General features: G+C 68.6%; 26 protein-coding genes. 18 read left to right on the forward strand and 8 right to left on the reverse strand.

From position 1 onward, the window contains the following. Together narI and ACZYZE_RS01540 are read left to right on the forward strand one after the other, a co-directional pair. The gene (narI, locus tag ACZYZE_RS01535) at positions 1–798 is read left to right on the forward strand and encodes a respiratory nitrate reductase subunit gamma (protein WP_463905862.1); all 798 of its coding nucleotides are present in this window, start codon (positions 1–3) and stop codon (positions 796–798) included. A gap of 26 nt (positions 799–824) precedes the next feature. After that, positions 825–2048: an MFS transporter gene (locus ACZYZE_RS01540; protein ID WP_459317877.1), complete on the forward strand. Its 1224-nt coding sequence runs from the start codon at positions 825–827 to the stop codon at positions 2046–2048. A gap of 57 nt (positions 2049–2105) precedes the next feature. On the opposite strand, the gene ACZYZE_RS01545 is transcribed toward ACZYZE_RS01540, so the two are convergent. Beyond that, positions 2106–3386, reverse strand: coding sequence for a DUF445 domain-containing protein (locus ACZYZE_RS01545; protein WP_459317876.1), 1281 nt, complete (start codon positions 3384–3386; stop codon positions 2106–2108). A gap of 51 nt (positions 3387–3437) precedes the next feature. Here ACZYZE_RS01545 and ACZYZE_RS01550 point away from each other — a divergent pair, with 51 nt between their 5' ends. After that, complete coding sequence (locus ACZYZE_RS01550) at positions 3438–4334, forward strand: glycerophosphodiester phosphodiesterase (protein ID WP_459317875.1); 897 nt, start codon at positions 3438–3440, stop codon at positions 4332–4334. A gap of 317 nt (positions 4335–4651) precedes the next feature. Here the strand turns inward: ACZYZE_RS01550 and ACZYZE_RS01555 are convergent, their stop codons facing one another. From ACZYZE_RS01555 to ACZYZE_RS01570, 4 genes are all read right to left on the reverse strand, one after another. Then, positions 4652–5311, reverse strand: a complete 660-nt coding sequence (locus ACZYZE_RS01555; protein WP_459317874.1) for a GntR family transcriptional regulator — start codon at positions 5309–5311, stop codon at positions 4652–4654. A 118-nt stretch (positions 5312–5429) separates the two neighbouring features. After that, complete coding sequence (locus ACZYZE_RS01560; protein ID WP_459317873.1) at positions 5430–6422, reverse strand: transketolase family protein; 993 nt, start codon at positions 6420–6422, stop codon at positions 5430–5432. Further along, complete coding sequence (locus ACZYZE_RS01565) at positions 6419–7321, reverse strand: transketolase (protein ID WP_459317872.1); 903 nt, start codon at positions 7319–7321, stop codon at positions 6419–6421. Before ACZYZE_RS01565 ends, ACZYZE_RS01560 begins: the two co-directional genes overlap by 4 nt. Continuing rightward, positions 7321–8658, reverse strand: coding sequence for an MFS transporter (locus ACZYZE_RS01570; protein ID WP_459317871.1), 1338 nt, complete (start codon positions 8656–8658; stop codon positions 7321–7323). The genes ACZYZE_RS01565 and ACZYZE_RS01570 overlap by 1 nt, the downstream gene beginning before the upstream one ends. 201 nt (positions 8659–8859) lie before the next feature. Here ACZYZE_RS01570 and ACZYZE_RS01575 point away from each other — a divergent pair, with 201 nt between their 5' ends. From ACZYZE_RS01575 to ACZYZE_RS01590, 4 genes are read left to right on the forward strand one after another with little or no spacing between them, the layout of a single operon-like run. Further along, positions 8860–9684, forward strand: coding sequence for a sugar phosphate isomerase/epimerase family protein (locus ACZYZE_RS01575; RefSeq protein ID WP_459317870.1), 825 nt, complete (start codon positions 8860–8862; stop codon positions 9682–9684). Positions 9685–9730: 46 nt separating this feature from the next. Next, on the forward strand, positions 9731–10507 hold the full coding sequence (locus tag ACZYZE_RS01580) for an SDR family NAD(P)-dependent oxidoreductase (protein ID WP_459317869.1): 777 nt from the start codon (positions 9731–9733) through the stop codon (positions 10505–10507). Positions 10508–10542: 35 nt separating this feature from the next. After that, positions 10543–12285 (forward strand): dihydroxyacetone kinase family protein, encoded by a 1743-nt coding sequence (locus ACZYZE_RS01585; RefSeq protein ID WP_463905868.1) that lies wholly within the window; start codon positions 10543–10545, stop codon positions 12283–12285. After that, complete coding sequence (locus ACZYZE_RS01590; protein WP_459317867.1) at positions 12282–12800, forward strand: RpiB/LacA/LacB family sugar-phosphate isomerase; 519 nt, start codon at positions 12282–12284, stop codon at positions 12798–12800. Before ACZYZE_RS01585 ends, ACZYZE_RS01590 begins: the two co-directional genes overlap by 4 nt. A 143-nt stretch (positions 12801–12943) precedes the next feature. Here ACZYZE_RS01590 and ACZYZE_RS01595 read toward each other — a convergent pair whose 3' ends face one another. Together ACZYZE_RS01595 and ACZYZE_RS01600 are read right to left on the reverse strand one after the other, a co-directional pair. Further along, positions 12944–14536: an ABC transporter permease gene (locus ACZYZE_RS01595; RefSeq protein ID WP_463905870.1), complete on the reverse strand. Its 1593-nt coding sequence runs from the start codon at positions 14534–14536 to the stop codon at positions 12944–12946. After that, entirely contained in the window at positions 14529–15500 is a 972-nt protein-coding gene (locus tag ACZYZE_RS01600) for an ABC transporter ATP-binding protein (protein ID WP_459317865.1), read from the reverse strand. Before ACZYZE_RS01600 ends, ACZYZE_RS01595 begins: the two co-directional genes overlap by 8 nt. A gap of 145 nt (positions 15501–15645) precedes the next feature. On the opposite strand from ACZYZE_RS01600, the gene ACZYZE_RS01605 reads away from it, so the two are divergent. From ACZYZE_RS01605 to ACZYZE_RS01625, 5 genes are all read left to right on the forward strand, one after another. Then, the gene (locus ACZYZE_RS01605) at positions 15646–16128 is read left to right on the forward strand and encodes a DoxX family protein (protein WP_459317864.1); all 483 of its coding nucleotides are present in this window, start codon (positions 15646–15648) and stop codon (positions 16126–16128) included. Continuing rightward, the gene (locus ACZYZE_RS01610) at positions 16125–16871 is read left to right on the forward strand and encodes an AzlC family ABC transporter permease (protein ID WP_459317863.1); all 747 of its coding nucleotides are present in this window, start codon (positions 16125–16127) and stop codon (positions 16869–16871) included. The genes ACZYZE_RS01605 and ACZYZE_RS01610 overlap by 4 nt, the downstream gene beginning before the upstream one ends. Beyond that, positions 16868–17179 carry an AzlD domain-containing protein gene (locus tag ACZYZE_RS01615; RefSeq protein WP_459317862.1) on the forward strand — a complete coding sequence of 104 codons (312 nt, stop codon included), beginning with the start codon at positions 16868–16870 and terminating at the stop codon, positions 17177–17179. The genes ACZYZE_RS01610 and ACZYZE_RS01615 overlap by 4 nt, the downstream gene beginning before the upstream one ends. 189 nt (positions 17180–17368) lie before the next feature. Then, complete coding sequence (locus ACZYZE_RS01620; protein WP_459317861.1) at positions 17369–17848, forward strand: DUF805 domain-containing protein; 480 nt, start codon at positions 17369–17371, stop codon at positions 17846–17848. Between the two features lie 172 nt (positions 17849–18020). Beyond that, on the forward strand, positions 18021–18212 hold the full coding sequence (locus ACZYZE_RS01625) for a hypothetical protein (protein ID WP_459317860.1): 192 nt from the start codon (positions 18021–18023) through the stop codon (positions 18210–18212). Between the two features lie 80 nt (positions 18213–18292). On the opposite strand, the gene ACZYZE_RS01630 is transcribed toward ACZYZE_RS01625, so the two are convergent. Then, positions 18293–18925, reverse strand: a complete 633-nt coding sequence (locus tag ACZYZE_RS01630; RefSeq protein ID WP_459317859.1) for a TetR/AcrR family transcriptional regulator — start codon at positions 18923–18925, stop codon at positions 18293–18295. Positions 18926–19057: 132 nt separating this feature from the next. On the opposite strand from ACZYZE_RS01630, the gene ACZYZE_RS01635 reads away from it, so the two are divergent. From ACZYZE_RS01635 to ACZYZE_RS01660, 6 genes are all read left to right on the forward strand, one after another. Next, positions 19058–19426 carry a thiamine-binding protein gene (locus ACZYZE_RS01635; RefSeq protein WP_459317858.1) on the forward strand — a complete coding sequence of 123 codons (369 nt, stop codon included), beginning with the start codon at positions 19058–19060 and terminating at the stop codon, positions 19424–19426. Positions 19427–19480: 54 nt separating this feature from the next. Continuing rightward, positions 19481–20158: an O-methyltransferase gene (locus ACZYZE_RS01640; RefSeq protein ID WP_459317857.1), complete on the forward strand. Its 678-nt coding sequence runs from the start codon at positions 19481–19483 to the stop codon at positions 20156–20158. Between the two features lie 158 nt (positions 20159–20316). Beyond that, positions 20317–21423: an acyl-CoA dehydrogenase family protein gene (locus ACZYZE_RS01645; protein ID WP_459317856.1), complete on the forward strand. Its 1107-nt coding sequence runs from the start codon at positions 20317–20319 to the stop codon at positions 21421–21423. Further along, complete coding sequence (locus ACZYZE_RS01650; protein WP_459317855.1) at positions 21417–22859, forward strand: PIG-L family deacetylase; 1443 nt, start codon at positions 21417–21419, stop codon at positions 22857–22859. Before ACZYZE_RS01645 ends, ACZYZE_RS01650 begins: the two co-directional genes overlap by 7 nt. Before the next feature lie 4 nt (positions 22860–22863). After that, positions 22864–23658 (forward strand): glycosyltransferase family 2 protein, encoded by a 795-nt coding sequence (locus ACZYZE_RS01655; protein ID WP_459317854.1) that lies wholly within the window; start codon positions 22864–22866, stop codon positions 23656–23658. A gap of 152 nt (positions 23659–23810) precedes the next feature. Next, entirely contained in the window at positions 23811–26444 is a 2634-nt protein-coding gene (locus ACZYZE_RS01660) for a cation-translocating P-type ATPase (RefSeq protein ID WP_459317853.1), read from the forward strand. Positions 26445–26462: the final 18 nt, after the last annotated feature.

Genomic DNA, 26462 nt, shown 5'->3' on the forward strand with positions numbered 1-26462 from the left:
ATGGACATCGTGCTGTGGGGGGTCCTGCCCTACATGATGGTCGTCGTACTGGTGGGCGGGCTCGTCTGGCGCTACAAATACGACCAGTTCGGCTGGACCACCAGATCCTCCCAGCTCTACGAGTCCAGGCTGCTGCGGATCGCCTCGCCGCTGTTCCACTTCGGCCTGCTTGCCGTGATCGCGGGCCACTTCTTCGGCCTGGTCATTCCGATGGCCTGGACCCAGGCGGTGGGGATGAGCCAGGAGTTCTACCACTTCAACGCCCTGTTCGTCGGCGGGATCGCCGGGGTGGGGACCCTGGGCGGGATCATCCTCCTGATCTACCGCCGCCGCACCACGGGCCCGGTGTTCATGGCCACCACCAAGAACGACAAGACCATGTACGTGGTGCTCACCGCAGCGATCGTGTTCGGCCTGTGGACCACCCTGGCGAGTGTCTTCGAGGGCGAACACGGCCACAACTACCGCGAGACCGTGGCCCCCTGGTTCCGGTCCCTGTTCATCTTCCAGCCGGACATCGCGGCCATGGCCGGGGCGCCCTTCTCCTTCCACCTGCACACCCTGGTGGGCATGGCGCTCTTCGTGATCTGGCCGTTCACCCGGCTGGTCCACGCGTTCACGGCTCCGTTCCACTACCTCTTCCGTCCCTACATCGTCTACCGCTCGCGGGACAGGGCCGCAGGCCGGGCCACAGGCAAAACGACAGGCAGGGCTGCCGGCGCGCGGAGCTCCACCGGCGCCGCCCGCCGCGGCTGGTCCGCCGTCGGAACCCGCGACCGGGACACCCGGAACCGCTGAGCTGAACTGAAGCAGGAGGACAACACGTGGCAGGATCCGCACCGCTTCCCCGGACCGCCCCCGCGGGGCGGACACTCAACCTCGTGCTCGCCACCTCGGCCTCGGTGGCGGGCTTCTGGGCCTGGAACTCGGTGGCCACCCTCGGCGCCTTCTACACGCAGACCCTCCAGCTGAACCCGGCCACCACCGGCGTGCTCGTTGCCATGCCGGTGTTCGTCGGCTCGCTGGGCCGGATCGTCGTCGGCACGCTGACGGACAAGTACGGCGGCCGCGCCATGTTCACGTTCGTCCTGCTGGCCTCCATCCTGCCGATCCTGCTCGTGGCAGTCGGCGGCCTCCTCAACTCCTTCGCCCTGGTCCTCGGTGCCGGGCTGCTTCTGGGCGTGGCCGGGACGGTCTTCGCCGTCGGGATCCCCTTTGTCAGCGGCTGGTACGAACCGTCCCGGCGCGGCTTCGCCACCGGTGTCTTCGGCGCCGGCATGGGCGGCACGGCGCTGGCCGCCTTCCTTAACCCGCGGCTGGTGGCCGGAATCGGTTATTTCCCCACCCACCTGCTGATCGCCGCGATCCTGGCCGTGATGGCGGCGCTCGTCTGGTTCCTGATGAAGGAAGCCCCGGGCTGGACCCGCAGCACCACCCCCGTGCTGCCCAAGCTCGCCGACGCCGTGCGCACCCCGGTCACCTGGAAGATGTGCTTCCTCTACGCCGTTGTCTTCGGCGGCTTCGTCTCCTTCGCCACGTACCTGCCCACCTACCTCCGCGATATTTACAGCTTCGATCCCAGCGCGGCCGGTGCCCGCACCGCAGGGTTCGCGCTTGCCGCCGTGCTGGCCCGGCCGGTGGGCGGCGTCCTCGCCGACAAGTTCGGCCCCAAACCCGTGGTGATCGTGTCGCTCGCCGGCGTCGCCGTGCTCGCCTGGGTGGTGAACCTGCAGCCCGACGGCGATGTCCCCGCCGGCCTGACGTTCGTCGCCATGGCCGCGGCGCTGGGTCTCGGGACGGGCGGGGTATTCGCCTGGGTGGGCGTGCTCGCCCCGGCGGGCAAGGTGGGCAGCATCAGCGGCGTGGTCAGCGCAGCCGGCGGACTGGGCGGGTACTTCCCGCCGCTGGTCATGGGCGCCACGTACGACGCTGCGACGCGCAGCTATTCGATCGGGCTGCTGCTGCTGGTAGTCACGGCACTCGCGGCACTCGCGTTCACGGTTTTCGCCGTGCCTGGCCGGACCAAGGCGAAGGTCGCTGCTGCGTAGCCGAACGCAGCGCTAGCCGAACGCAGCGTCAGCGGAACGCAGATGCGCCACGGTGAGTCAGCCGAACACCAGGTGCGCCACGGTGAAGATGGCCAGCCCGGCGAGGGCGCCCACAACGGTGCCGTTGATCCGGATGAACTGCAGGTCCTTGCCGATCTGGAGTTCGATCTTCTGCGAGGTCTCCTCGGCGTCCCAGCGGGCCACGGTGTCCGAGATCACGCCGGCGATGTCCGAGCGGTAGGTCCTCACGAGGTAGCCTGCGGCGTCGCCGATCCACGTGTTGACCTTGCCGGCCAGCTCCGGATCGACCACCAGACGCGTGCCGAAGTCGTGCACGGCGGCCTTGAACCTCACGGTCAGTTCGCTGTGCGGATCGTCCACCGCGGAGAGCAGGGCAGCCTTGATGGTGCCCCACGTGCGGGAGGCGAGCTCCCGGATCTCGGGGTCGCCCAGGACCTGGGCCTTGATGCCTTCGGCGCGGGCGATCATGACCGGATCGTGCTGCAGGTCCTGCGCGAGTTCCTTGAGGTACTTGTCGATGGACTGGCGGACCTGGTGCTGCGGATCGGATTGCACCGCCCGGGTGAATTTCAGGACCTCCATGTAGACCTTGTCGCCCACGAGCCCGTCCACGAACGACGGCACCCACGTCGGCGAGCGGTCCGTGACCAGCCTGTTGACGGTCTCCTGGTTGTCCCGTACCCAGTCCACCGTGCGGTCGACCAGCACATCCACGAACGCGTGATGGTGTCCGTCGTCGAAGATCTTCTGGGCGATCCGGCCCACCGGCGGTCCCCACGGCGGAGTGAGGATATGCCGGCGGACCATCCCCTCGATCACGGCCTGGACGTCGTCGTCGTTCAGGACCGTGAACGCGCCGCGGAGGACGGCGGCACCTTCCTTGGCCACGCGCTCGGCACCGCCGGGGCCGGACAGCCAGGCGCCGGCCTTCCGGGCGATGTCAACGGTCGCCAGTTTTTCCTGGACCACCTGCTCGGAGAGGAAGTTGGTTTCCACGAATTCGCCGAGCGAGGCGCCGATCTGGTCCTTGCGCTGCGGGATGATGGCGGTATGCGGGATCTTGAGGCCCATCGGGTACTTGAACAGGGCCGTCACGGCGAACCAGTCGGCGAGGGCGCCCACCATTCCGCCCTCGGCCGCGGCCCGGACGTATTCGAGCCAGGGGTACTGCTTCTGCAGTGCGAAGGCGATCACGAAGATGACGGCCATCACGATCAGCAGCGACACGGCCAGCAGCTTCATCTTGCGCAGCGCGGCGGCCTTCTCGGCGTCGGAAGTGGCCGCGGGCCGGGTTCTTGGCTCAGTGTTCACCTGCATGTGCCCAGCCTAGTGCCCGCCTTGGCGGGCGCCGTCCGCTAACGTGTCAGCATGACGACTGACGAGTCCGCCGCCCGCCCCCTGGTCTACGCCCACCGGGGATCCAGCGGTGCCTTCGCCGAACACACCCGCGCCGCGTACCTGCAGGCAATCGCCGACGGCGCCGACGGCGTGGAATGCGATATCCACCTCACCCGGGACCAGCACGCGGTGCTGCTGCACGACGCCAGCCTGGACCGGACTTCGGACGGCACCGGACCCGTGGCGGACCGGACCCTGGCGGAACTGCGGCTGCTGGACTTCTCCTCCTGGAAAGGGGCGAGGATTCCGGTCGAATACGGCGGCGGGTCCGCGCAGCTCCTGACCCTTCCCGAACTGCTGGGCATCCTGCGCGGTGCCGGGAGGGAAATTGGTCTCGCGATTGAGCTTAAACACCCCAGTCCCTACCAGCTCAAGCTCGAAGACCGGGTCCTTGAGGTCCTCACGGCCGAGGGCTGGGACCCGTCGACGTCCATGCTGGACAATGTCAGGGTGTCTTTCATGAGCTTCAGCCCGGACTCGGTGAAGCACCTGCTCAAGGTCGTCCCGGCGTCGGCCGTCTGCCAGCTCGTGGACGACGTCAAGGTGGCGGAGATCCGCGGGGAACTCGGCCTCGGCGCGCTCACGGGCGGGGCGCTGGCGAACGTTATGAAGGCCGCGCAGGCCGAGGGGGAGCGGATCCTGGACAACTGCGAGGTGGGCCTGGCCGGACCCGGCATCGGCTACGTCCGCGGGCACGCCCGGACCGTCCGGCGCTGGCGCGACTCCGGCCGCCGGTTCCGGGTGTGGACGGTGGACTCCGAGGACGATGTCGCGCTGTGCCGGGAACTCGGCATCCACGAGATCACCACCAACCGGCCGGCCCAGGTCCTGGCCCAGATCTCGGCCGACAGCCACCCGGCACACTAGGCCGTTGGCCGTTCACCTGGCTCGGCCGCGGCCAACAATATGAAACATTCGGATTGCCATCCCTTGACTGCAGACTCTGTCCGCCATGCTGCCGGAGATGAGGTTCTCCGGATGAGCAGTAACGAGAAGCAATGCATCGCGGTCACGGCCATCCACCCCTCGTCCCGGTTTTGCCGCCCGCATCAGCGTTAAGCCCCCGGCGGGAGGATGCACACCTGGGTCTCGGTCCCGTGCGCAGGAATGCGATTCGCCGGGGTCACAAGGACGTATGCGCTGTTGCCGGCGTTCTCCTGCGCTGGTGACAGGCGCGAGAGATATTAGGCGACGAGACTGTCCGCTGCGGTGTCCATGTGTTCCCGGATGGTTTTGCGGGCAAGGGAGGCATCGCCGGTCTCGATCGCGGCCACGATATCGTGGTGCCGGTCCACGCTCATGTTCTTGACGCCTTTTTCGAGTCCGGCGAACATGATGGACATCCGGATGGAGCCTTCCAGCGACTCCCAGGAATGAAGCAGGGTTTCATTGCCGGTGAGGCGGCACATGGTGCGGTGGAACTCGAGGTCGGATTCGATCCTCTCTTCGAGGGTGCCCTTCGTGGCCGCCGACATGGCATCGATGGCCCCCCGCAGGGAGGCAATGACGCGTTGCCGGTCGGGCAATTCGCAGAGAGTGCGGGCTGCCAGTGATTCCAAGGCGGCGCGCACAGAGTAAATGTCCCTGATTTCCTTGGCGTCCAGGTGGCGCACTGACAGCCGGCCGCGTGGTCCTGCGGATAGCAGGCCCTCCTGCTCCAGCTGCCGCAGCGCCTCCCGGAGGGTCCCGCGGCTGATCTGGAGCATGTCGGAAAGCTCGGTTTCCACGAGGTGCCGTCCGGGCTCGAGTTCCCCGCTGGTGATGGCGATGCGGAGGGCGGAAAGCGCCTGCTCACGGAGGCTCTTCTTTTCCAGTCCAAGAAGCGGTGCTGTGGCTCCGGCCATCGTTTAGTCCTCAATGTCAGGGGTCGACTGTTTACACTCGGTGTGTTAACAGTTGATGTTACGGCAGAAGCGCGGAACCGGAAGTGACCGGTTCCGCGCTTCTGTGCTGCGGTCCGGGTCAGCCGAGTTCTGCCAGGACTTTTGCCACGATCCGCTGTACGGAGAGCCCGTACCGTTCGTGCAGGGTGGGCAGGGCGCCGGCGTCGAGGAACTCATCCGGCAAGGCAACTGGCACCACCCGCTTGCCGAGCCCTGCAGTGACCACTGCCGAGGCGACCGTTTCAAACAGTCCGCCGATCACGCTGTGGTTCTCCAGCGTCACCGCGAGCCGGTCGGTGTTCAGCTCCGCCAGCACAGTGGCGGTGTCGAAGGGCTTGATGGTGGGGGCGTGGACGACGGCGACATCCACGTTGTGTGCCGCGAGTGCCTTTGCGGCCTGCAGGGCCCTCATGGTCATCAGCCCGCTGGAGACGAACACGACGTCGTTGCCGCCGCGGATCACCTTCGCCTTGCCGAGTTCGAAGGTGTAGTCGTATTCGTCCAGCACTGTGGGAACGTTGCCGCGCAGCAGCCGCAGGTACGTCGGCCCGTCGCTGGCCGCGAGCTGGGGAACGGCCTGCTCGATGTCCAGCGAATCGCACGGATCCACGATGGTGAGGTTGGGCATGCCGCGGAAGATCGCCATGTCCTCGGTGGCCTGGTGGCTGGGACCATAGCCGGTGGTGAGACCGGGAAGGCCTCCCACGATGTTCACGTTGAGGTTGGGTTCCGCGCTGTCCAGGCACAGGAAGTCATAGGCCCGCCGGGCCGCGAACACGGAGTAGGTGGATGCGAAGGGCACCAGCCCGGTCTCGGCAAGGCCGGCGGCGGCGCCGAAGAGCAACTGTTCGGCCATGCCCATCTGGAAGAACCGCTCCGGGTAGGCCTGCGCGAAGATGTGCATGTCCGTATACTTGCCCAGGTCCGCGGTCAGGCCCACGATCCTGTCGTTCTCCTGGGCGGCTTTGACCAGGGCGTGCCCGAAGGGTGCGGACACGGTCCTTTGGCCAGGATCCGCGAAGGACGCGATCATGGCCGAGGTCTTCAGCTTCGGTACGGTGGCGGTGCTCATCGGCCGGCCTTTCCTTCGTATCCTGCAGTCAGCTGCTCGCGGCAGGGCTGCCATTCGTGTTCCTCGATGCGCAGGAAGTGCGCCTTTTCCCGTTCTTCGAGCAGCGGCACTCCACGGCCCACCTTCGTGTCGCACAGGATCATGGAGGGTCGTCCCGTGGCTGCTGCCTGGGTGGCGGCGTTGTCGAACGCGGCAAGGACCGCGCCGATGTTGTTGCCGTCGACCCGCTGGGTGTACCAGCCGAAGGCCTCCCATTTTTCCGTGACGGGTTCCGTGCGGAGCACGGTGTCCGTCTTTCCGTCGGCCTGCAGGGCGTTGATGTCCACCATGGCAGTGAGGTTGCCGAGCTGATGGTGGTGCGCGCCCATCGCGGCTTCCCAGGTGGAGCCCTCGTCGAGTTCGCCGTCGGAGAGGAAATTGTAGACCCTCGCCGTGGAGCCCTGGTGGCGCAGGCCCAGCGCGATGCCGACCGCGATGGAGAGTCCGTGGCCCAGGGAGCCGCCGGAGATCTCCATGCCGGGGGTGTAGGTGGACATCCCCGACATCGGCAGCCGGGAATCGTCCGAGCCATAGGTGTCCAGTTCCTCGATGGGGATAGTCCCGGCCTCGGCCAGGGCCGCGTAGTGCCCGATCGCGTAGTGTCCGGTGGAGAGGAGGAAGCGGTCTCGTTCCTCCCAGTCCGGATCGTCGGCGCGGAAGCGCAGCTGGTCCGCGTAGACAGCGGCGAGCATGTCCGCCGCGCCCAGGGCCTGGCCCACGTAGCCCTGGCCCTGGACCTCGCCCATGTTCAGGGCGTGATGCCGGATCCGGTACGCGGCGGCGCTGACGCGCGCCGTGCGCTCGGTTGCGGTCTCGCCGGGGATGTTCCGGGTAGTGGGCAGTGCCCGGGTTGACGCCATCAGACGGTCACCGGCTCGGGGGTGCTTTTGCTGGCGTCGTCCGCGAGCTGACGTTCACGCTTGCCCCAGGTTTCCCGGGTAACGACGGCCGACCAGAGGCCGATGGCTGCATAGAGGCTGAAGAGCAAGGCCGGGCCCATCCAGCCGAAGCTGACGAACAGCAGCGTGGTGATGAAAGGCGTGAAGCCGGAGACCATGGCCGAAATCTGGTAGGCAAGCGAGGCGCCGGACGCGCGGGTCTTCGCCTGGAAGAGCTCCGGGAACCAAGCGCCTTGGGCGCCGGCGAGGGAGTTCTGGCACACGGCGTAGGAGATCGCCAGGGTGGCAACGACGAAGATGAACAGGCCGGTGTTGACCAGGAGGAACATGGGGATGCCGAACAGCAGGGCGAAGGCGCAGGACCAGATGTAGAGGGGCCGGCGGCCGATCCTGTCCGTCAGGCGGGCCCAGGCCTGGGTGGCGAAGATGCCGATGGCCGAGGCGATGCAGAGGGCCACGAGCGTCTGGGTCTTGTCGGCCAGGTGCTGGGTGTGAAGGTAGGAAATCATGTAGGTGATGGACACGGCGTAACCTGCGGTCTCGGCGATCCGGAGGCCGATGCCCTTCACGATATTGCGCCAGTCCGTCTTGAGGACCTCGACGATTGGGGACTTCACGATGGTGCCGCTGTCCTTCATCTCATCGAAGACGGGGGATTCGGGGACCTTGGAGCGGATGATCAGGCCGACGGCGACGAGCACGATGCTGGCGAGGAACGGGATGCGCCAGGCGAGTTCGCCGCCGAGCTGGACGCTGAAGAGGAATACGAGGTTGGCCAGCAGGAGCCCGACGGGGAAGCCGGCCTGGACGATGCCGGTGTACTTGCCCTTGGATTTCCACGGGGCGTGTTCGTAGCTCATCAGGATGGCGCCACCCCATTCCGCGCCGAAGGCCAGGCCCTGGACAATGCGGACGAACACGAGCAATGCAGGAGCCAGCAGACCCACTTGGCTGTAGGTCGGTAGCAGGCCGATGACGAAGGTTGCGATGCCCATGAGGATCAGGGAGGCGACCAGGACGGGCTTGCGGCCGAGCTTGTCACCGAGGTGGCCGCCGATGATGCCGCCGATGGGCCGGGCGGCGAAGCCGACGCCCAGGGTGGCGAAGGCGGCGAGAGTCCCGGTCACCGGGTCACCGGTGGGGAAGAACGCGGTGCCGAAATACAGGGCGGCCGCGGTGCCGAAGCCGATGAAGTCATACGTTTCGATGACCGCGCCGACGCCGGAGCCGATGGCGACCCGCTTTGCATCCTTGGTGCCGTGGACCGGACCGCGCATGGCGAGAGCTTCATTGCTCATTGGTGAATCCCTTTCGAAGAGCGACTGAGGCTTGACGCCTAAGCACTGTCGACTGTTAACACATGATACGTCAGTGTGACCTGAATCATGTCTTCGTGTCAACAGTCAACTTCAAGGGTTGACTGTTGACAGTTAACTTCCGTAGTGTGGTCTGCATCACGACGGATTACGCCCCAAGACTCGACCAGAGGATCAACGACGATGTTCAACCCACGACTTGGCTGCTCGTCCATCAGCTTCCGGCATGAGGACCTGGCCACGGCGCTGCGCACCATGACGGAACTGGGCTTCGAGGAAATCGACCTGGGTGCCCTTCCGGGAGTCTGTGACCATGTGCCCTTCGAACTGGACCCCGCCGCCGTGACGGCTGTTTCCGCCAGCATCGCTGCCTCCGGGCTGCGGGTCCGGTCGGTCAACGGGGACATCGGGGACCTGAACGCGGTGCTCGACGCCGATGCCCAGGCGGCCCGGAACCGGCACCTTGACGCCCTCCTCACCCTCGCGGCCGACACCGGGGCGAAGGCGCTGGTCCTTCCCTGCGGCGCCCTGGATCACGACCCGGTCCGGAGCCTCGAGGAGGACCTTGACACGATTGCCGCCCAGCTGATCCGGGCCGGGGAGCGCGCGGCGGAGTTCGGCGTCGAACTCTGGACCGAATCGCTGCACTTCCTGCGCTTCTGCTGGAACCTGGAACGCGCGGAACTGCTGGCCCGCCGGCTGGCAGGGTCCGGCGTCGGAATCGTCATGGACTTCAGCCATATCGTGGCGTCCGGCGAAGACCCGCTGGACTACATCGCGAGGCATCAGGGCAGGATTTCCCACGTCCACCTGCGCGACGCAGTCCCGGGCAACATCAACCTCAGCTTCGGTAACGGTCACGCGGATTTTTCCGCCGGCCTGCGTTCCCTCGCAGAACACGGCTTCACCGGCCACTTCTCCCTCGAACTGGAAACTCGCGACGTCACCCACGAGGAACGCCCCGCCGCTGCCGCCAAAGCCGCCAGCTTCATCACCGACCTCATCTGAACGTGCCCCATCTAGATCCAGCACACAAACCATCCCAAGGAGCATCATGACCACCACCATCCAGCGCACCGCCGTCCTCACCGGGGCAACATCAGACCGGGGCATCGGCATCACCACCGCGCGCCGCTACGCCAACGACGGCTGGGCCGTCGTGATCCTGGATCTCGACGGCGAGAAGTCCGCCAAGGTGGCCGCCGACATCGGCAACGAATTCAATGTCCCGGCCTTCGGCCACGAGATCGACGTCGCCAGCGAGGATTCCGTCAACGCCGCCTACAGGGCCGTCGCCGACGAAGTCCGCTCCGGCAACCTCCCGGCCGTCGGGGCCCTGGCGAACATCGCCGGCATCACCTCGCCCGTGCCGTTCCTGGAAACCACGCTGGAACTCTGGAACAAAGTCATGGCCGTGAACTCCACCGGCACCTACCTGGTGACCAAGGCCTTCCTCCCGGACATGATCGCCAGCGGCTGGGGCCGGATCATCAACATGTCCTCCGTGTCGGCCCAGCGCGGCGGAGGCGTCTTCGGCAAGGTCCCCTACTCCGCCGCCAAGGCCGCGGTCCTCGGCTTCACCAAGGCGCTGGCCCGCGAGATCGGCAGCACCGGAGTGACCGTCAACGCCATCACCCCCGGCGCCGTGGACACCAACATCCGTGTGGGCAGCACCGACGAGCAGGAAGCGGCCATCAACGCCGGCATCCCGGTGGGCCGCAACGCCAGCACCGAAGAAATAGCGGCCGTCATCACATTCCTCTCCTCCGAGGAATCCGGATACCTCACCGGAACCACCATCGACATCAACGGCGGAAGCCACATCCACTAGCAGCCCCCGCAGGCGCCAAGTTAGAGAGCCCCACAATGACCAGAATATTCAACGACCCGTCCGATTTCGCCGAGGAAGCCCTCGCCGGTTTCTGCGACGTCCACTCCGGCCTCGTCCGGCAGGTGCCCGGCGGTGCGGTCCGCCGGTACCGACCCGTGAAGCCCAAGGTCGCTGTGCTTGCCGGCGGCGGCTCGGGCCACTATCCGGCCTTCGCCGGGCTCGTCGGCGTCGGGCTGGCCGATGGCGCCGTCGTGGGAAACATCTTCACCTCACCGTCCGCGCAGCAGGCCTACTCAGTAGCCAAGGCCGCGGATTCCGGCGCGGGGGTGGTCTTTGCCTACGGTAACTACGCCGGCGACGTTATGAACTTCCGAATGGCCAGCGAACGGCTGGCTGCTGAGGGCATCCGGGTGGACAACGTCCTGGTGACCGATGACATCGCCAGCGCACCGCTGTCGGAGTCGGAAAAGCGCCGCGGCATAGCCGGAGACTTCACCGTCTTCAAGGTCATGGGGGCCGCGGCCGAGACGGGCGCGAGCCTTGCCGACGTCGTCCGCCTCGGACGCAAAGCCAACGACCTGACCCGGAGCATCGGCAGTGCGTTCCAGGGATGCACCTTCCCCGGAGCCGACGCGCCGCTGTTCACCCTGCCGGAGAAGCAGATGGGGCTCGGCCTGGGCATCCATGGCGAACCCGGACTGTTCGACACCGCGCTGCCGCCGGCCAGGGAACTGGGCCAGGAACTCGTGTCCCGGCTGCTGGCCGAGACCCCCGACGATGCCGGCCGGCGGATCGCCGTGATCCTGAACGGGCTCGGCTCCACCAAGCACGAGGAATTGTTCGTCCTCTGGCTGAGCGTGGCACCGTTGCTCCGGGCCGCGGGCTACACCCTTGTGATGCCCGAGGTCGGTGAACTCGTCACCAGCCTGGACATGGCCGGGGTCTCGCTGACCATCACCTGGCTGGACCAGGAACTCGAAACCCTGTGGACGGCACCCGCCGAAACGCCGGCCTACCGGCGCGGCACCACAGCCGGCCCTGAGGGGGAGTCGTCCGGCGAACACGTGACCAATGACAGAGCCGATATGGAGATGTTCGTGGCCGGTGACACCGCACGCACCTATGCGGGCAACTGCGTGGCAGCCCTCGACGCCGCCCGCACCGCCCTGCATGGAGCCGAGAAGAGGCTGGGGGACCTGGACGCCATCGCCGGGGACGGGGACCACGGACGCGGCATGGTCCGGGGGATCGACGCCGCGCACGCAGCCGCCACCGACGCCGCATCCCGGGGCGCAGGCGCAGGCGCCGTGCTGGTCGCGGCCGGTGACGCCTGGGCTGACAAAGCCGGCGGCACCTCCGGCGTGTTGTGGGGCGCAGGCCTCAGAGCCTTCGGCGAATCCCTCGGGAACGATCAGGCACCCGGCGCACAGGAGCTGGCCTCCGCCCTGCGAGCCTTTTCCGACCGGATAATTGACCTTGGCAAGGCCGAAGTCGGCGACAAGACCATGGTCGACGCACTGGTCCCGTTCACTGAGGCATTTAGCCGCCTGGTTGAAGGAGGCACCGGCCCGGACCTGGGCTGGGCGGAAGCGGCACGGGAAGCCACCGTCGCCGCGGAAGCCACGGCAGCACTGCGCCCCCGCAAGGGCCGCGCACGCCCGCTGGCAGAAAAGAGCGTGGGAAGCCCAGATCCGGGAGCGACATCGCTGGCGATGATCTTCAGCGTGGCGGGGCCGCACCTGGCGGTAGTCCGGCAACCGGCAGGAGCACGTTCATGAGCACCGCGACGCAGGGCGTCACTCACGCTTTGGAAGGACTGCCTGTGGGAATTCGACTCATCCTGGGCTCCGACGAAGCCGGGGTCGATTACAAGAACCAGATCCTCAAGGACCTTCGGAATGACCCCCGGGTCAGCGAGATCATCGACATCGGCGTCAACCGGACCGATACCCCCGAGCAATTCGCCAGGCCGTACCCGTACGTCGGCATTGCCGCCGGGGAGATGATCAGGGACGGGCAGGCAGACCGGGCCATCCTTTTCTGCGGCACGGGAATCGGCGTCGCCATCGCCGCTAACAAGGTCGACGGGATCCGCGCCGCCACGGCCCACGACTCCTTCAGCGTGGAGCGCTCGGTGCTCTCCAACGACTGCCAGATCCTCACCATGGGCCAACGCGTGGTCGGCGTCGAACTGGCCCGGCGGCTGGCCCGGGAATGGGTCGGCTACACCTTTGACCCCTCCTCGGCTTCCGCGGACAAGGTCAAAGTGCTTACCGACTTCGAGGGCCGCTAGCCCCGGCCCGAGGGAGGTGATTTGCTTCATCCCGCAGAACGCCTGGGGCGCCGCCGGGCCGGTCTTTGGTCGGCTGGTCCCGTGAGGAGGACCTCCATGTTGCGCGCCATCACCATCTGGCTTAACAAATTGGGAGATTTTCCCTACGCCGCGAGGTCGCGCCGCCGCCAGCCGTAGTAGCCCAGCGCGGCGATCACCGCGGCCACGGCAGTGAGCCCGGCCAGCCCGCCGCCGGCGCCGGTGCCCACGGGGAGCAGCGGCGAATGCCGGAACGGCGAGAGGTCCATCAGCCATTCGGGTGCGTTCCAGAGCACACCGAACTCGCCGAGGGCCACGAAACTGAGCAGCAGTCCCCAGACCGCCGCGGTGAACCGGGGCGCCCAGCCGAAGACGGCCAGGACAACACTGGTGATCACCCAGGCGGCCGGGATCTGGGCGAGGGCGGCCACGGCGGCCCGGCCGATCTGGCTGGAGTCCGCCAGGGTCACGGCGGCGCCGGTCCCGATCGACAGGCCGGCCAGCAGCATAAGGGCCGTGACTCCGGCCAGGGCCGCGCCGAAGTGGCTGCTGGCCCAGCGGATCCGGGTTGTCGCGGTGCCCAGGAGTGCTTCGGTATGGCCGGCGGACTCCTCGCTGCGCAGGTGGTTGGCGGCGGACACACCATAGGCGGACGCGAGCATTCCCATGATGCTGATCTCGGCGGCGAGGAAAGCGTCGGTGAGGGCCTGCCGGCCGCCGATCAGCTGTATCAGGTCCTGAACGTTCGGGGAACTCAGCAGCTCCGACACATTGCCCACGAGCGTGCCGATCACCACACCGAAGACCACGAACGCCGCCGCCCAGGCGATCCAGACGCGGAGCTGCAGCCGCACCGCCAGGTCCCAGACGCCGGACAGCGAGCCGCGGACCGGCCCGGGACGCTCGTCGTGCAGCCCCGCGCCGAGGTCACGCCTGGCCCGGAGCGCCAGTGCCGCGGGCACCAGCACGACGGACAGGGCAAGCGGCAGGGCCAGCACCCACCAACGGTCCCCGGCGAAGGCCCGCACCTGCTGGTTCCATCCGATCGGGGACAGCCAGGACAGCACCGAGGGCCCCGGTTCGGCGAGATCACCGACGGCGCGCAGTGTGTACGTGACGGCGATGACGCCGACACTGAGCCCGGTGGCGGCACGTGCGCTGGCGGTCAGCTGGGCGGTCACCCCGGCAACGGCGCTGAACGCCATCCCCGTGGTTGTCCAGCCCAGGCCGAAGGCGAGCGAGCCGGCAGCCGGCAGGCCGGCCGCGGTCAGCGCCGCGGCGGACAGCAGCCCAAGGATCACGCTGGCACCGAAACTGAGGGACAGGGCGGACACAAGCGGGGCGTCGCGGCCCAGCCTGCCGCCGCCGAGCAACTCCAGGCGTCCGCTCTCCTCGTCGCCGCGGGTGTGCCGGATGGTGAGCATGACCATAAGGACGGCGAGGATGGCCGTCATGAATGCGGTGTATTTGATCAGCGAGAGGGCCCCGATCGAGGCGGGATCGTAGATCCGTCCGAACAGTGCCACCATCGAGGCGGTCGCGTTAAGTGCGGTAGCGGCCTCGACCCGGCTGGCCTCATCCGGGTAGAGCCCGGGGCCGGCCGCCGCCGTCGAATACGCGATCACGGCAAAACCAAGAATCCACACCGGCAGCAGCCAGCGGTCCCGCCGGAGCCCCAGCCGGATCAGCTCGCCGGTTCCGGCCAGCGACTCAGACATCGCCGGACCGCCGCCTGCCGGCACTAGGGGCCGCTGATCCACCGGCAGGTGAGCCGACGGCGCCGGCGGTCTCCCCGACGGCGGCGTCACCGTAGTGCCGCAGGAACAAGTCTTCCAGCGTCGGCGGCTGGCTCGTGAGCGACGTCAGGCCCGCCGCGGTCAACGCCTGCATCAGGTGGTTCAGCCCGGCGGGCTCCACCTGGGCGGTGATCCGGTGGTTCCTGACGACGACGTCGTGGACCCCCGGCAGGAGTGCCAGGTCCGGGGGCACCGCCGCGACGTCGGCGGTGACGGCCGTCCGGGTCAGATGCCGCAATTGCTCCAGCGGACCGGTTTCCACCACACGGCCCGCGCGGATGATGCTGACCCGGTCCGAGAGCGCCTCTGCTTCGCTGAGGATGTGGCTGCTCAGCAGCACCGTGCGTCCCTGCGAGCGTAGTTCGCGGACGCAGCCGCGGAAGGCGTCCTCCATCAGCGGATCGAGTCCGCTGGTGGGCTCGTCCAGCAGGAAGAGTTCGGCATCGGTGGCCAGGGTGGCGACCAGGGCCACCTTCTGCCGGTTGCCCTTGGAATAGGTGCGCGCCTTCTTGCCCGGATCCAGCTCGAACAGCTCCAGAAGCCGGTCCCGCCGGGCAGTATCCTGGCCGCCCTGCAGCCGGCCCAGCAAGTCAATCACCTCGCCGCCGGTCAGGTTCGGCCACAGGGCGACGTCGCCCGGGACGTAGGCCAGCCGGCGGTGCAGCGTCGCCACATCGCGCCAGGGATCCAGTCCCAGCACACGGATGGAACCGGCATTGGAGCGCAGCAGCCCGAGCAGGAGGCGAAGCGTGGTCGACTTTCCCGAGCCGTTGGGCCCGAGGAAGCCGTGCACCTCGCCGGCAGCCACCTCGAAATCCAGTCCGTCCAGGGCCGTTACGGTCCCGAAACGCTTCACGACGCCGGCCATCTCCACAACAGTGCCCATAATCAACAAGGTACGCCGCTTTGACCGCGCGGGCCCCGGCACTAAGTCCCGTTCCGGCGGCGCCCCCGGCGGTGACATTCGTCCGGTGGACGGCGGACCCGGACGCGGTTAGCTGGGGACTCCGCGGCTGTGATTGAGTTGTTCCATGCCATTCCGCTGGTCCGCCCGGACCGCCCAGACAGTGTCCGCGTCAGCCCTCAGCGCGTTGCTGCTGTTCAGTGCCGGAAAGCATTTCCGCGAGCCGGAGTTCTTTGACCAGGTGGTTCCGGACGTTCTCTGCCGCGACGACACCCGGGCCCGGCCCAATGGGCCCCTCGCCGTGCTGTCCCGCGAGGAATGGATTGCGCTGAGCGGGCTGCTGGAGGCGGGCGCTGCCGCCGGACTGCTGGTCCCGGCCACGCGCCGGGCCGCCGCGGGCTGCGTCACTGCCATGTTCACGCTCTTCCTGGCCGGGCACATCGACGCCCTGCGAAAGGCCTGCGGCCCCGACGGAACGCCCCGCCGGCGCCGGGCCCACACCGTGCGGCTGCCGGTGCAGGCGCCGCTCATCGCCTGGGCCTGGAGCCTGACGAAGCCGGTGTTGCGGAATACGGCCCCGGGGAATTCGGCCGTGGGGCCGCGGCCGTGAATATCCTGCATTCCCCGGCGGTGCGGGTCGGGGTGTCCATCAGCATCGCCACCGGACTCTACGGAGTGTCCTTCGGCGCTTTGTCCGTCACCTCCGGACTCGACTTCTGGCAGACCATGGCCCTGAGCCTGCTGCTGTTCAGCGGCGGATCGCAGTTCGCGTTCATCGGGGTGGTGGCGGGGGGAGGTTCCGGTGTTGCCGCGATGGGCGCGGCCACCCTGCTGGGCATGCGCAACGGAATCTACGGGATGCAGATCAACGCCCTGCTGCAGCCCCGCGGCTGGCTCCGGTTCGCCGCAGCCCACGTGACGATCGACGAGTCCACCGCGACAAGCACCGGGCAGACGGATCCGCTGGAGCAGAAGCGCGGTTTCTGGACGGCAGGAATCGGCATTTTTGTCCTCTGGAACCTGTTTACCGCCGTCGGCGCGCTGGCCGGAGCGGCCCTGGGGGACCCCAGACAGTGGGGGCTCGACGGCGCCGCGGTGGCGGCGTTCCTGGGCCTGCTCTGGCCCAGGCTCAAGGGCCGCGAACCCGTGGCTATCGCCGTCGTCTGCGCCCTGGTCACCGCACTGGCGGTGCCGTTCGTGCCCGCCGGGGTGCCGATCCTTGTGGCCGCGGTCGTCGCGGCAGGAATCGGCTGGTTCAGCCATGGCCGCAGTGACGAAGGTCTGGAACCGGATGTGGATCCCTATGCAGGGCAACACTCCCACTCCTCCCGCCCCGGCGGAGCCACGCCGTGACTCTGTGGATGTGGCTGCTGCTGTCCTGCCTGCTGGCTTACGCCTGGAAGCTGCTGGGCTATCTGGTCCCGGCCGGTGTGCTCCGCGATCCCCGGATGTCCAGGATCGCCGGCACCATGACCATCGGGCTGCTGGCTTCCCTGGCGATCGTGAACACGGTGGCCTCGGGCCAGACGCTGGCGCTCGACGCCCGGCTGGGCGCGTTGGCCGCGGCCGGCGTCGCGCTCCTGTTCCGGGCACCCTTTCTGGTTGTGGTCCTTGCCGGAGCGGGCGCGGCTGCCGGGCTGCGGCTGCTGGGCTGGGGCTAGATACCCCACGGTTCCAGGCTGTCAGCGGCGCCGCGGCCCCGCTGGCAGCTCTGGACTTTGCGGGGTTGGCGGTGCTGGCGGGCGACGCATACCGACCCGCCGCCGGGAATTCATCTGCCGGACAACCTGACAGCTGGCCGCGGCCCTACGATGAATCGACATCACACCCGCGAACGAAGGAAATCCCACATGTCTTACGCACAGCAGGATCAAAAGGAAGTACCCGCCGGCGCCGTCCCGCTTTGGGCCCCGTACTACGGTGCATCGATCGGTGAGGCCGCGAAGCGGTTCTTCAAGAAGTACACGACGTTCACAGGCCGTGCCAGCCGCAGCGAATACTGGTGGTGGGCCCTGGTCTCCGGAATTGTATCCATCGCGCTGAACATCATCACAACTGCGGCCGGCGCTGCCGGCGCAACCGTGGACGCCAACGGCGCAACCGTGCCGGGTCCCGGCGCCGTCGTCGGTGTCATCCTGCTCATCGTCTGGGGCCTGGCGGTCATCGTCCCGTCCCTGGCACTCGTTGTCCGTCGCCTGCACGACGTGAACTTCAGCGGCTGGATGATCCTCATCGGGCTGGTGCCGTTCGCCGGCGGACTGGCGCTGCTCGTCTTTATGCTGCTCCCGTCCAAGCCGGAAGGCCAGCGCTTCGACCTGCCGGTCGCCTAAGTGCCAACCAGAAGGCCGCCGGCGACGAGCCGGCGGCCTTCTGCTTTTCTGTCAGGACCCCGCGCCGCCACGCAGCCGCCGGCGTGTCCGGCCGCCGCTTGCCGCCGTCGTACCGGCCCGTAACGGTCTTTAGTCCCTACTTGCCGCCGGGACCCCGTGGGAGCATTCGGTAATGAGCGACAAAGACGATGGGGCGAGCGCCGCCGGGGGGAAAGGGCAGCGTCCCAAACCGCACGAACCCTTCGTTCCGCCGGGGGCCGAGTCCACCCGGGAACTGCGCGAGATGGCACGCCGCCGGCGCGAGGCCGAGGAGAAGCTGCAACACCACCTCCGGGAGGCCAAAGACAAGCCCGCGGAGGACTGATGCTCAGGATCCGGGGCGCCTGTTCGTGGCCGCTCCGGCCGGGCCGGTCTTCAGCGCCCGGGTACGTGGGGGATCACAGGCTAGCCGAGCACGGCGTCGAACGCGATGCCCGGCAGCGGCGCCTGCGGCGGCAGCGGCCGGTGCGGCCGTTCCGTACGGATGGCATCCTCCACCAGGGCAACCGGACGGCGCCACGCGTCCGAACCGGCCTCCATCGTGTCCACCACGCCGATCAGCATGGCCAGAAGACGGATCAGATCCGTCATCGAAATATCGCTGCGCAGGGTTCCCTGGCCCTGCCCGCGGCCCAGCAGCACGGCCACGGATTCAATCAGGTCACCGGTGATGCCGGTGAGCAGTCCGCGCCGGCCGGCGACGGCACCGAGCAGGTTGGCCTCCTCGCTGGCGACGCCCATCAGCGCTTCGATCACGGTGAAGAGTCCGTCGGCGGCATCCGGGTTGGCGAGTGCCTCCTCGATGACCGGATCCACCAGCAGCCCGAGCTGCCGGTGCAAGGCGGCGAGGACCAGCTCTTCCTTGTCCGCGAAGTTCCGGAACAGCGTGGCCGGGCCCACACCGGCAGTGACGGCGATGGTCTGCAGCGGCACTTCCGGCCCGTGCTCGCGGAAGCACTGGCGGGCAGCGGTAATGATCTTGTCCACATTGCGCGCGGCGTCGGCGCGGAGCGGCCTGCCTTCTACTGCCCGGTTCATTTGCCAAGGGTAGCAACGCAGAGCTTGGGCAAAGCTGTTATTGGGCCGTAGGGCCCTATGTGACGGTTCCCGGGCCCGATCGGGAGCGTTTCCGGGCCCGTCCGCCGCGGCGGTGCGTGACAGACTGGTGCCATGTTGCTCGCATTTTCTGTCGCACCCTCAGGCCGGCCCGCACACACAGCCGAAGATCCCGCCGCCAGCTCCGGGTCCATCCCGGCGGACGAGGCCTCGGTCCACGACGCCGTCGCCGAGGCGGTCCGGATCGTCCGCGAGTCCGGGCTGCCGAACCACACCGATTCGATGTTCACCACGATCGAGGGCGAATGGGATGAGGTCTTCGCGGTGGTAAGGCAGGCCACCGAGGCCGTGGGGCGCTACGGCAGCCGGGTCTCGCTCGTGATCAAGGCGGACATCCGCCCGGGGTACTCGGGAGAACTCACCGGCAAGCTGGACCGGCTGGAACAGGTCATCGGCGGCACCCGGACACCGGCCCGGGACTAGGATTCGGCGGCCGGACGCTACCGCCGGGGCCGGGCAACTGGGAGACTGGTGGGCATGATCGAGCATCAGCCCACGGCCCGCTGGATCGCCGTCGAGGACTTCCTGTCCGACGTCGTGGTCCGGCCGGACCGTTCCCTGAAACGCGCCGTGACCACCGCCCTCGACGCCGGCATGCCGCCGATCGAAGTGTCACCCAACGCGGGCAAGCTGCTGAAGCTGCTGGTCCAGGTCTCCGGCGCCCGCCGCGTGCTGGAGATTGGGACGCTGGCCGGCTTCAGCACCATCTGGATGGCCCAGGGACTGCCCGACGGCGGCCGCCTGGTCACCTGCGAATACCTCCCCAAACACGCCGAAGTGGCACGCGCCAACATCGACTCCGCCGGTCTGGGCCACCTCGTGGAGATCCGGGTCGGTGCCGCGCTGGAGACGCTCCGCGCCCTTGAATCCGAAGGAGCCGCACCCTTCGACTTCGTCTTCATCGACGCGGACAAGGAAAACAACCCGCAGTACCTCGACTGGGCCATCCGCCTCGGCCGGCCCGGCACCGCCGTGGTGATGGACAACGTGGTCTGGGAAGGGGCCGTGCTGGAGCCCTCGCTCGATCCGGTCAACGCCCCCGGCATCATCACGGCTCTGCAGATGCTGGGGGAGGACCCGCGCCTGGACGGGACGGTGATCCAGACCGTGGGCTCCAAAGGCTGGGACGGCTTCGCCCTGGCGCTCGTGAAGTAGCTGTGGTGGGCCTCGCATCGCGCTGGAACTGCCGCCGGAATTTCGAAAGTGCTAAGTGTGCTTAGATTTACTGAGCGGCCCGAAATTACTGACCAGCAGCCCGGCCGGCATGGACGCCAATCGCACCAGACACACTTCGAAGGAGAACAGGCCACCGAATGAACCGGACTCCCGATTCCCAACGGCCCCTAGCCGTGCGGATCAGTTCTGCGCCGGAGGACCTGGCCGGTCTCAGCCCCCTGCTGGACGCGGCCCGGACGGCCGTCGGTGACGTCCCGGCCTTGCTGGAGCTGGCTAAGGCCGCGGAAGAGGCTGCCCCGAAACCCGGCGAGGGCCGCACGGCCTTCCTGTGGGAGATCCTGGCCTCGATTACGGCCGTCGACGTAGCCGCCGGCCGGGCCATTGAACCGCATCTGGACGCCTCGGCGATCCTCACCCAGGCAGCCGGCCGCGCGGCGGTGGAAGGCTCTGGCTTCCCGGACTTTGGCGGCGTCCAGTTCGACGGCACCTGGGGGGTATTCGCCGCCGAAGCCGCCGGCCTGCGGCTCGAGGCCAAACCGGCGGACGGCTGTTTCCTGCTGCACGGTGCCAAACCCTGGTGCTCCCTGGCCGCCCAACTTGACCACGCCGTCGTGACCGCCCGCCTGGCCGACGGCGGCCGGGCTGCTTTCGCCGTCGATCTCCATGCCCATGGGGTGAACTTCGCGGATCCGGAATGGACCAGCCGGGGGCTCCGGGAAATCCCCAGCGGCACCGTGCACTTCGATGCCGTTCCCGCCGTGCCCCTGGCCGACGCCGGCTGGTACTACCGCCGGCCCGGCTTCGCCTGGGGCGGCATGGGCGTGGCCGCCTGCTGGCTGGGCGGCGCCGTCGCGGTGGCCCGCGGCTTCAAGGAATCCCTGATCGAGGCGGCCGACGGCGGCCGCGAACCGGACCAGCTCGCGCTCGCCCACCTCGGCGAGATCGACCGTACCCTCACCGCCCTGGCCGGGCACCTCGCCCGGACCGCCGCAGGAATCGACGCCGGGGGACTCTCGGGCGCCGGTGCCTGGAGCGAAGCCCTGCGGGTCCGCGGCAACGTCGCCGCCGCCGTCGAACGCATCCAGACGCTGGTCAGCCAGAACCTTGGGCCCGGCCCGCTCGCGTTCGATCCGGTCTACGGAAAGCGCATGGCTGACCTCTCCCTGTATATCCGCCAGCACCACGGCATGCGCGACGACGCCCAGCTCGGTGCCCTCACGCTCAAAGGGGACCACCCATGGTGAGCTTCACCCACCAGGACACCGGAACCAGCGAGGACGCCTGGGCAGTCACCGGACTGGCCGCGCTCCCGGAACTGCCCCTCGACGCCGGGGAGCTCGCAGGCCAGGCGTTTATCGTCCTGGCCGCCCACCCGGACGACGAATCCCTCGGCGCCGGCGGGCTGATGGCCCGGCTACGACGGCTCGGCGCCCGAGTCACGGTGCTGTTGTGCACGGCGGGGGAGGCCTCCCACCCGGACTCGCCCACCACGACGCCGGGACAGCTCGCCGCCGTCCGGCTCCGGGAATTCGGCGGCGCGCTGGCGCACTTGCTCCCGGATCCTGACTGGCGCTTCCTCGCCCTGCCGGACGGCAAGCTCTCGGAGCACCGGCCCGAGGTGCACGCAGCCCTGCAGCGCGCCATCGCTGACATGACGGCCGAATCAGGACTGCCGGCGGAGAAGATCACGCTCGTGGCCCCCTACCGGCACGACGGCCACACGGACCACGAGGCACTCGGCTCCGCGGCCGCCAACGCAGCCGGCGCGGGCGGCCACGGACTGCTGGAGTACCCCATCTGGTACTGGCTCTGGGCGGACACCACGGACCAGACCTGGCAGTCCTGGCTGCGCCTGCCCCTGGATCCTGCCGAGCGGCAGGCCAAGACGGCGGCCATGGCCTCCCACACCTCGCAGGTCCGGGCCCTGTCCGGCCAGACCGGGGACGAGGTGCTGCTTCCACCGGCGTTTCTGGAGCACTTCGAACGGCCGTTCGAGACGTTCGCATGGAAGCGTCCGGCCGCCGGTGACACCGGTGGCGGCGGTGGCTCCTACGCCGCCGTCGACGCGGAAGGCGTTTTCGATGCTGTCCACACCGGAAACGACGACCCGTGGCAGTACACCACCAGCTGGTACGAACAGCGCAAACGCGCCCTCACCCTCGCAGCTCTTCCCGGCCTGAACTACACGGCGGGACTAGAGATCGGCTGTTCGATCGGGACGCTCAGCAGGGAACTTGCGCAACGCTGTACCAGCTTCCTGGCCGTCGACGCGAGCAGCGCCGCGCTGGCCCATGCCGCCCGGCGCCTCGAGCACCTGCCCGCAGCCCGGACCCGCCACCTCACCGTCCCGCAGGACTGGCCGGATGGCCGATTCGACCTGATCGTGGTCTCCGAGGTGGGCTACTACCTCGCGCCCGGCGAGGTGGCCGAGCTGTTCGAGCGTGTTGAGGCCGCACTCCTGCCCGGCGGCACCCTGGCCCTGTGCCACTGGCGCCACCCCATCGCCGGCTGGGAGCTCGACGGCGACGCTGTGCACACCGCCGCACGCCGCCAACTCGGCTGGGCCGACGCAGGACTGTACCGGGAACGCGACTTCATTCTGGAGGTCCTGATCGCGCCCGGGACCGCTGCGACGGACGGTGCTTGTCCGGAGACTGCTGCTTCGGAACCGGGACGGTAAGTGGATGGCCGCACACGCCCTTCCACTGCCCCGCGGGCACGCCATCGACCGGGTAGCCGTCGTTGTGCCTGCCCACAACGAAGACGAGCATCTCAGCCGTGCACTGCTGGCGGTTCAGCGCGCCGCCGATGCCCTGCACCGGCTCCGGCCCGACGTCGACGTGGGTGTGACCGTCGTACTGGACAGTTGCACCGACGGCTCCGCCGGCATCGCGGCCCGCTATGTCGCCGCGGACCGGCGTTTCCGCGCCGTCGAAGTCCGCTTCCGCAACGCGGGCGCCAGCAGGGCTACCGGCATCCGTGCCGCGGGAATCGGGGTAACCCGCCAGCGGCCGCCGGGCAGGCGGTGGACACCACCGCCATGGGCCGGACGGATCTGGCTGGCCAACACCGACGCCGATTCGCAGGTCCCGGAGAACTGGCTGGTCCGCCAGTTGGAGTTCGCCGAAGCCGGGGCCGACGCCGTGCTGGGATCCGTGGAGCCGGACTCCGAAGGGATGGACCCGGAACTGCGGCAGCGCTGGCTGGAGCGCCACCCCTTCGAAGAAGACCACCCGCATATATATGGCGCCAACTTCGGCGTACGGGCCTCGGCCTACCTCGCTGCCGGGGGCTTTCCGGAGCTCTCCTCGCAGGAGGACCGGACCCTGGTGCAGAGCCTCCGCAGCCGCGCTTTCACCGTGACGGCGACGGACAGCATGCGTGTCCTGACCTCGGGCCGGATCCACTCCCGGGCACCGCATGGCTTCGGCGCCTACCTCCGGACACTCGGACGGAACAGGCCTCCGGCAGTCGACTGACCCGCGGCTGACTGTAGACGGCTCGACGCCTGAGGTTTCGCGCCGCCGTGACCTTTGGCCCTAACGGGCGGCGTCCGCGGCGGAGCACGCTCGATCCATGAACTCCCTGAGCCGGGCGGGGATACCGTGCCGCCCGTAAGACGCGGAAGGCAATGGTGACTCCGGAGGCTCCGGCAGGAGGGGCCGGGGCCGCCGCGCCCCCGGGCGTTGCGGGCCTGAGCTCCGCCGAGGCGGCCCGGAGACTCACCCAATTCGGGGCGAACAGGTTGCCCGAGACCGGAACGGTACCCCGCTGGCGGAAGCTGCTCGCCGAGCTGACCCACTTCTTCGCGATCCTGCTGTGGTGCGCCGGGGTGCTGGCGTTCGTGGCAGGCATGCCGCAACTCGGGATTGCAATCATCGTGGTGATCCTGGTCAACGGCGTGTTCGCCTACATCCAGCAGGAACGGGCCCAGCATGCCGCGGCCAAGCTCCACGACCTGCTCCCCGCCATGGTCTCGGTCCGCCGGGACAACCGCGTCGTCAAGGTCCACACCACCGAGCTGGTGCCGGGCGACGCCGTCGTGCTGGCCGCGGGCGACCGGGTCCCGGCGGACCTGCGGCTGGTCCTGACCGCGAGCTGCTCGGTGGACGAGTCAATGCTCACGGGGGAAAGCGAGGCCCTCGCCAAAGTCCCGGGCGGCACGGTCTACGGCGGCACCTTCCTCGTCAACGGCCAGGCGGAGGGCATCGTCGCGGCCACGGGCGGGACGACCCGGCTCGCCGAGATCGCGGCCCTGACCGGCAAAGTCGAGGCGCCACCCAGCCCGCTGGCCCTGGAACTGCAACGAATCGTCCGCATCACCGCCGCAATGGCCCTGGCTATCGGCGCCCTGTTCTTCGTGCTCTCGCTGCTGGTCGGCATCTCGTGGCGGGATGCCTTCCTGTTCGCCATCGGCGTCGCCGTGGCGCTCGTGCCCGAAGGCCTGCTCCCCACGGTCACGCTCTCGCTGGCCGTCGGCGCCCAGCGGATGGCCCAACGGAATGCCCTGGTGCGCAACCTGCAGGCCGTGGAAACCCTCGGCTCCACCACCTTCATCTGCACGGACAAGACCGGCACCCTGACCCAGAACCGGATGAACGCCGTCGAGGTCTGGACGCCATCCGGGCTGCTCAGGATCACCGGCGAGGGCTACGGGCCTGAAGCCCAGATCACCGGGGACGGCGCCGGGCCTGCACAGCATCTGGGCGCCGCCGCGCTGGCGGCCTCGGTGGGCCGGTCCGTGCTGTACGAGGGCCGGTGGATTGCTGAGGGGGACCCGATGGAGGCGGCTATTGACGCGCTGGCAGCCCGGCTGGCGGGGCCCGGGCCGCACCCGGAGGAGCCCACTGTGTCGCACCGCTACGCGTTCGACCCGCGACGACGGAGGGAATCGGCAATCGTCGGCACCACCCTCTTCGTGAAGGGCGCCCCGGAGTCGGTCATCCCCCTGTGCGGCGCCGGCGACGGCGCCCTCGGGATGGTCGACCAGATGGCCTCCCGCGGCCTGCGGGTGCTGGCCGTAGCCGAGCGGCACCTGCCCGGTCTGCCGGGCGCCGCCTTCAAGCTGGAGGATGTCGAGAGCGGGCTGACGCTGCTGGGGCTGATCGGCCTGCACGACCCGCCCCGCGCCGAGGTGCGGCTCGCCCTCGAGGCGGCCCGCGGGGCCGGCATCAAGGTGGCCATGGTCACCGGCGACCATGCCTTCACGGCCGCCGCCATCGCCCGGGAAACCGGCTTGCTCGGCTCCCCGGAGCTGGTGCTGCAGGGTCATGAGCTGCCGGCGGACGACGCCGTCCTCGCGGCCCTGTTGGACCGCGACGGCGTCGTGGTCAGCCGCGTCTCGCCGGAGCAAAAGCTGCGGGTGGCCCGGTTGCTGCAGGGCCGCGGCCACGTCGTGGCCATGACCGGGGACGGCGTGAACGACGGCCCGGCACTCCAGCAGGCCGATATCGGTGTTGCCATGGGCTTGAGCGGCACCGACGTGGCCAGGGAAGCGGCGGATCTGGTGCTGCTGGATGACGACTTCGCCACCATCATCGCCGCCGTGGAGCAGGGCCGTGCCACCTACGCCAACATCCGGCGGTTCCTCACCTACCACTTGACGGACAACGTCGCGGAGCTGACCCCGTTTGTGTTCTGGGCCATGTCCGGCGGGCGCTTCCCGCTGGCACTCAGCGTGCTCCAGATCCTCGCCCTGGATATCGGAACCGATCTACTGCCGGCCCTGGCCCTGGGCAGCGAAGCCCCCAGCAAAGGGGCATTAAAGCGCCCGCCGGAGCGCAGGCACCTGATGGACCGGGCCCTGATGTTCCGGGTGTTCGGGCTGCTGGGGCCGGTTGAAGCCCTGATGGAAATGACGGCGTACACGGCCGTGCTGCTCGGTGCTGGCTGGACGCCCGGGGCGGAACTGCCGGTTGCGGATGTCCTGATGGCGGCCTCGGGGGCGGCCTTCACCACAGTTGTGCTGGCCCAGCTCGCCAACGCCTTCGCCTGCCGCAGCGCTACCTCCCCGCCCTGGAAGCTTGGCTGGTTCTCCAACCGGCTGCTGCTCTGGGCCGTGCTGGCCGAACTGGGGCTGCTGGCGGTTTTCCTGTTCGTCGGGCCGGTGGCGGGGCTGCTCGGCCATGCGCCGCCGTCGCCCGGCGGCCTGGCCGTGGCGGTGGCAGCGATCCCCGCGGTGCTCCTCGCGGACTGGCTGTACAAGATCGCGAGACACCGCAGGGCAGGTAAAGCCACAACAGCCACAAAGGTCCAAAGACTCTGACATCGGGAGGCCCACCGC

The organism is Pseudarthrobacter woesei (assembly GCF_055412745.1).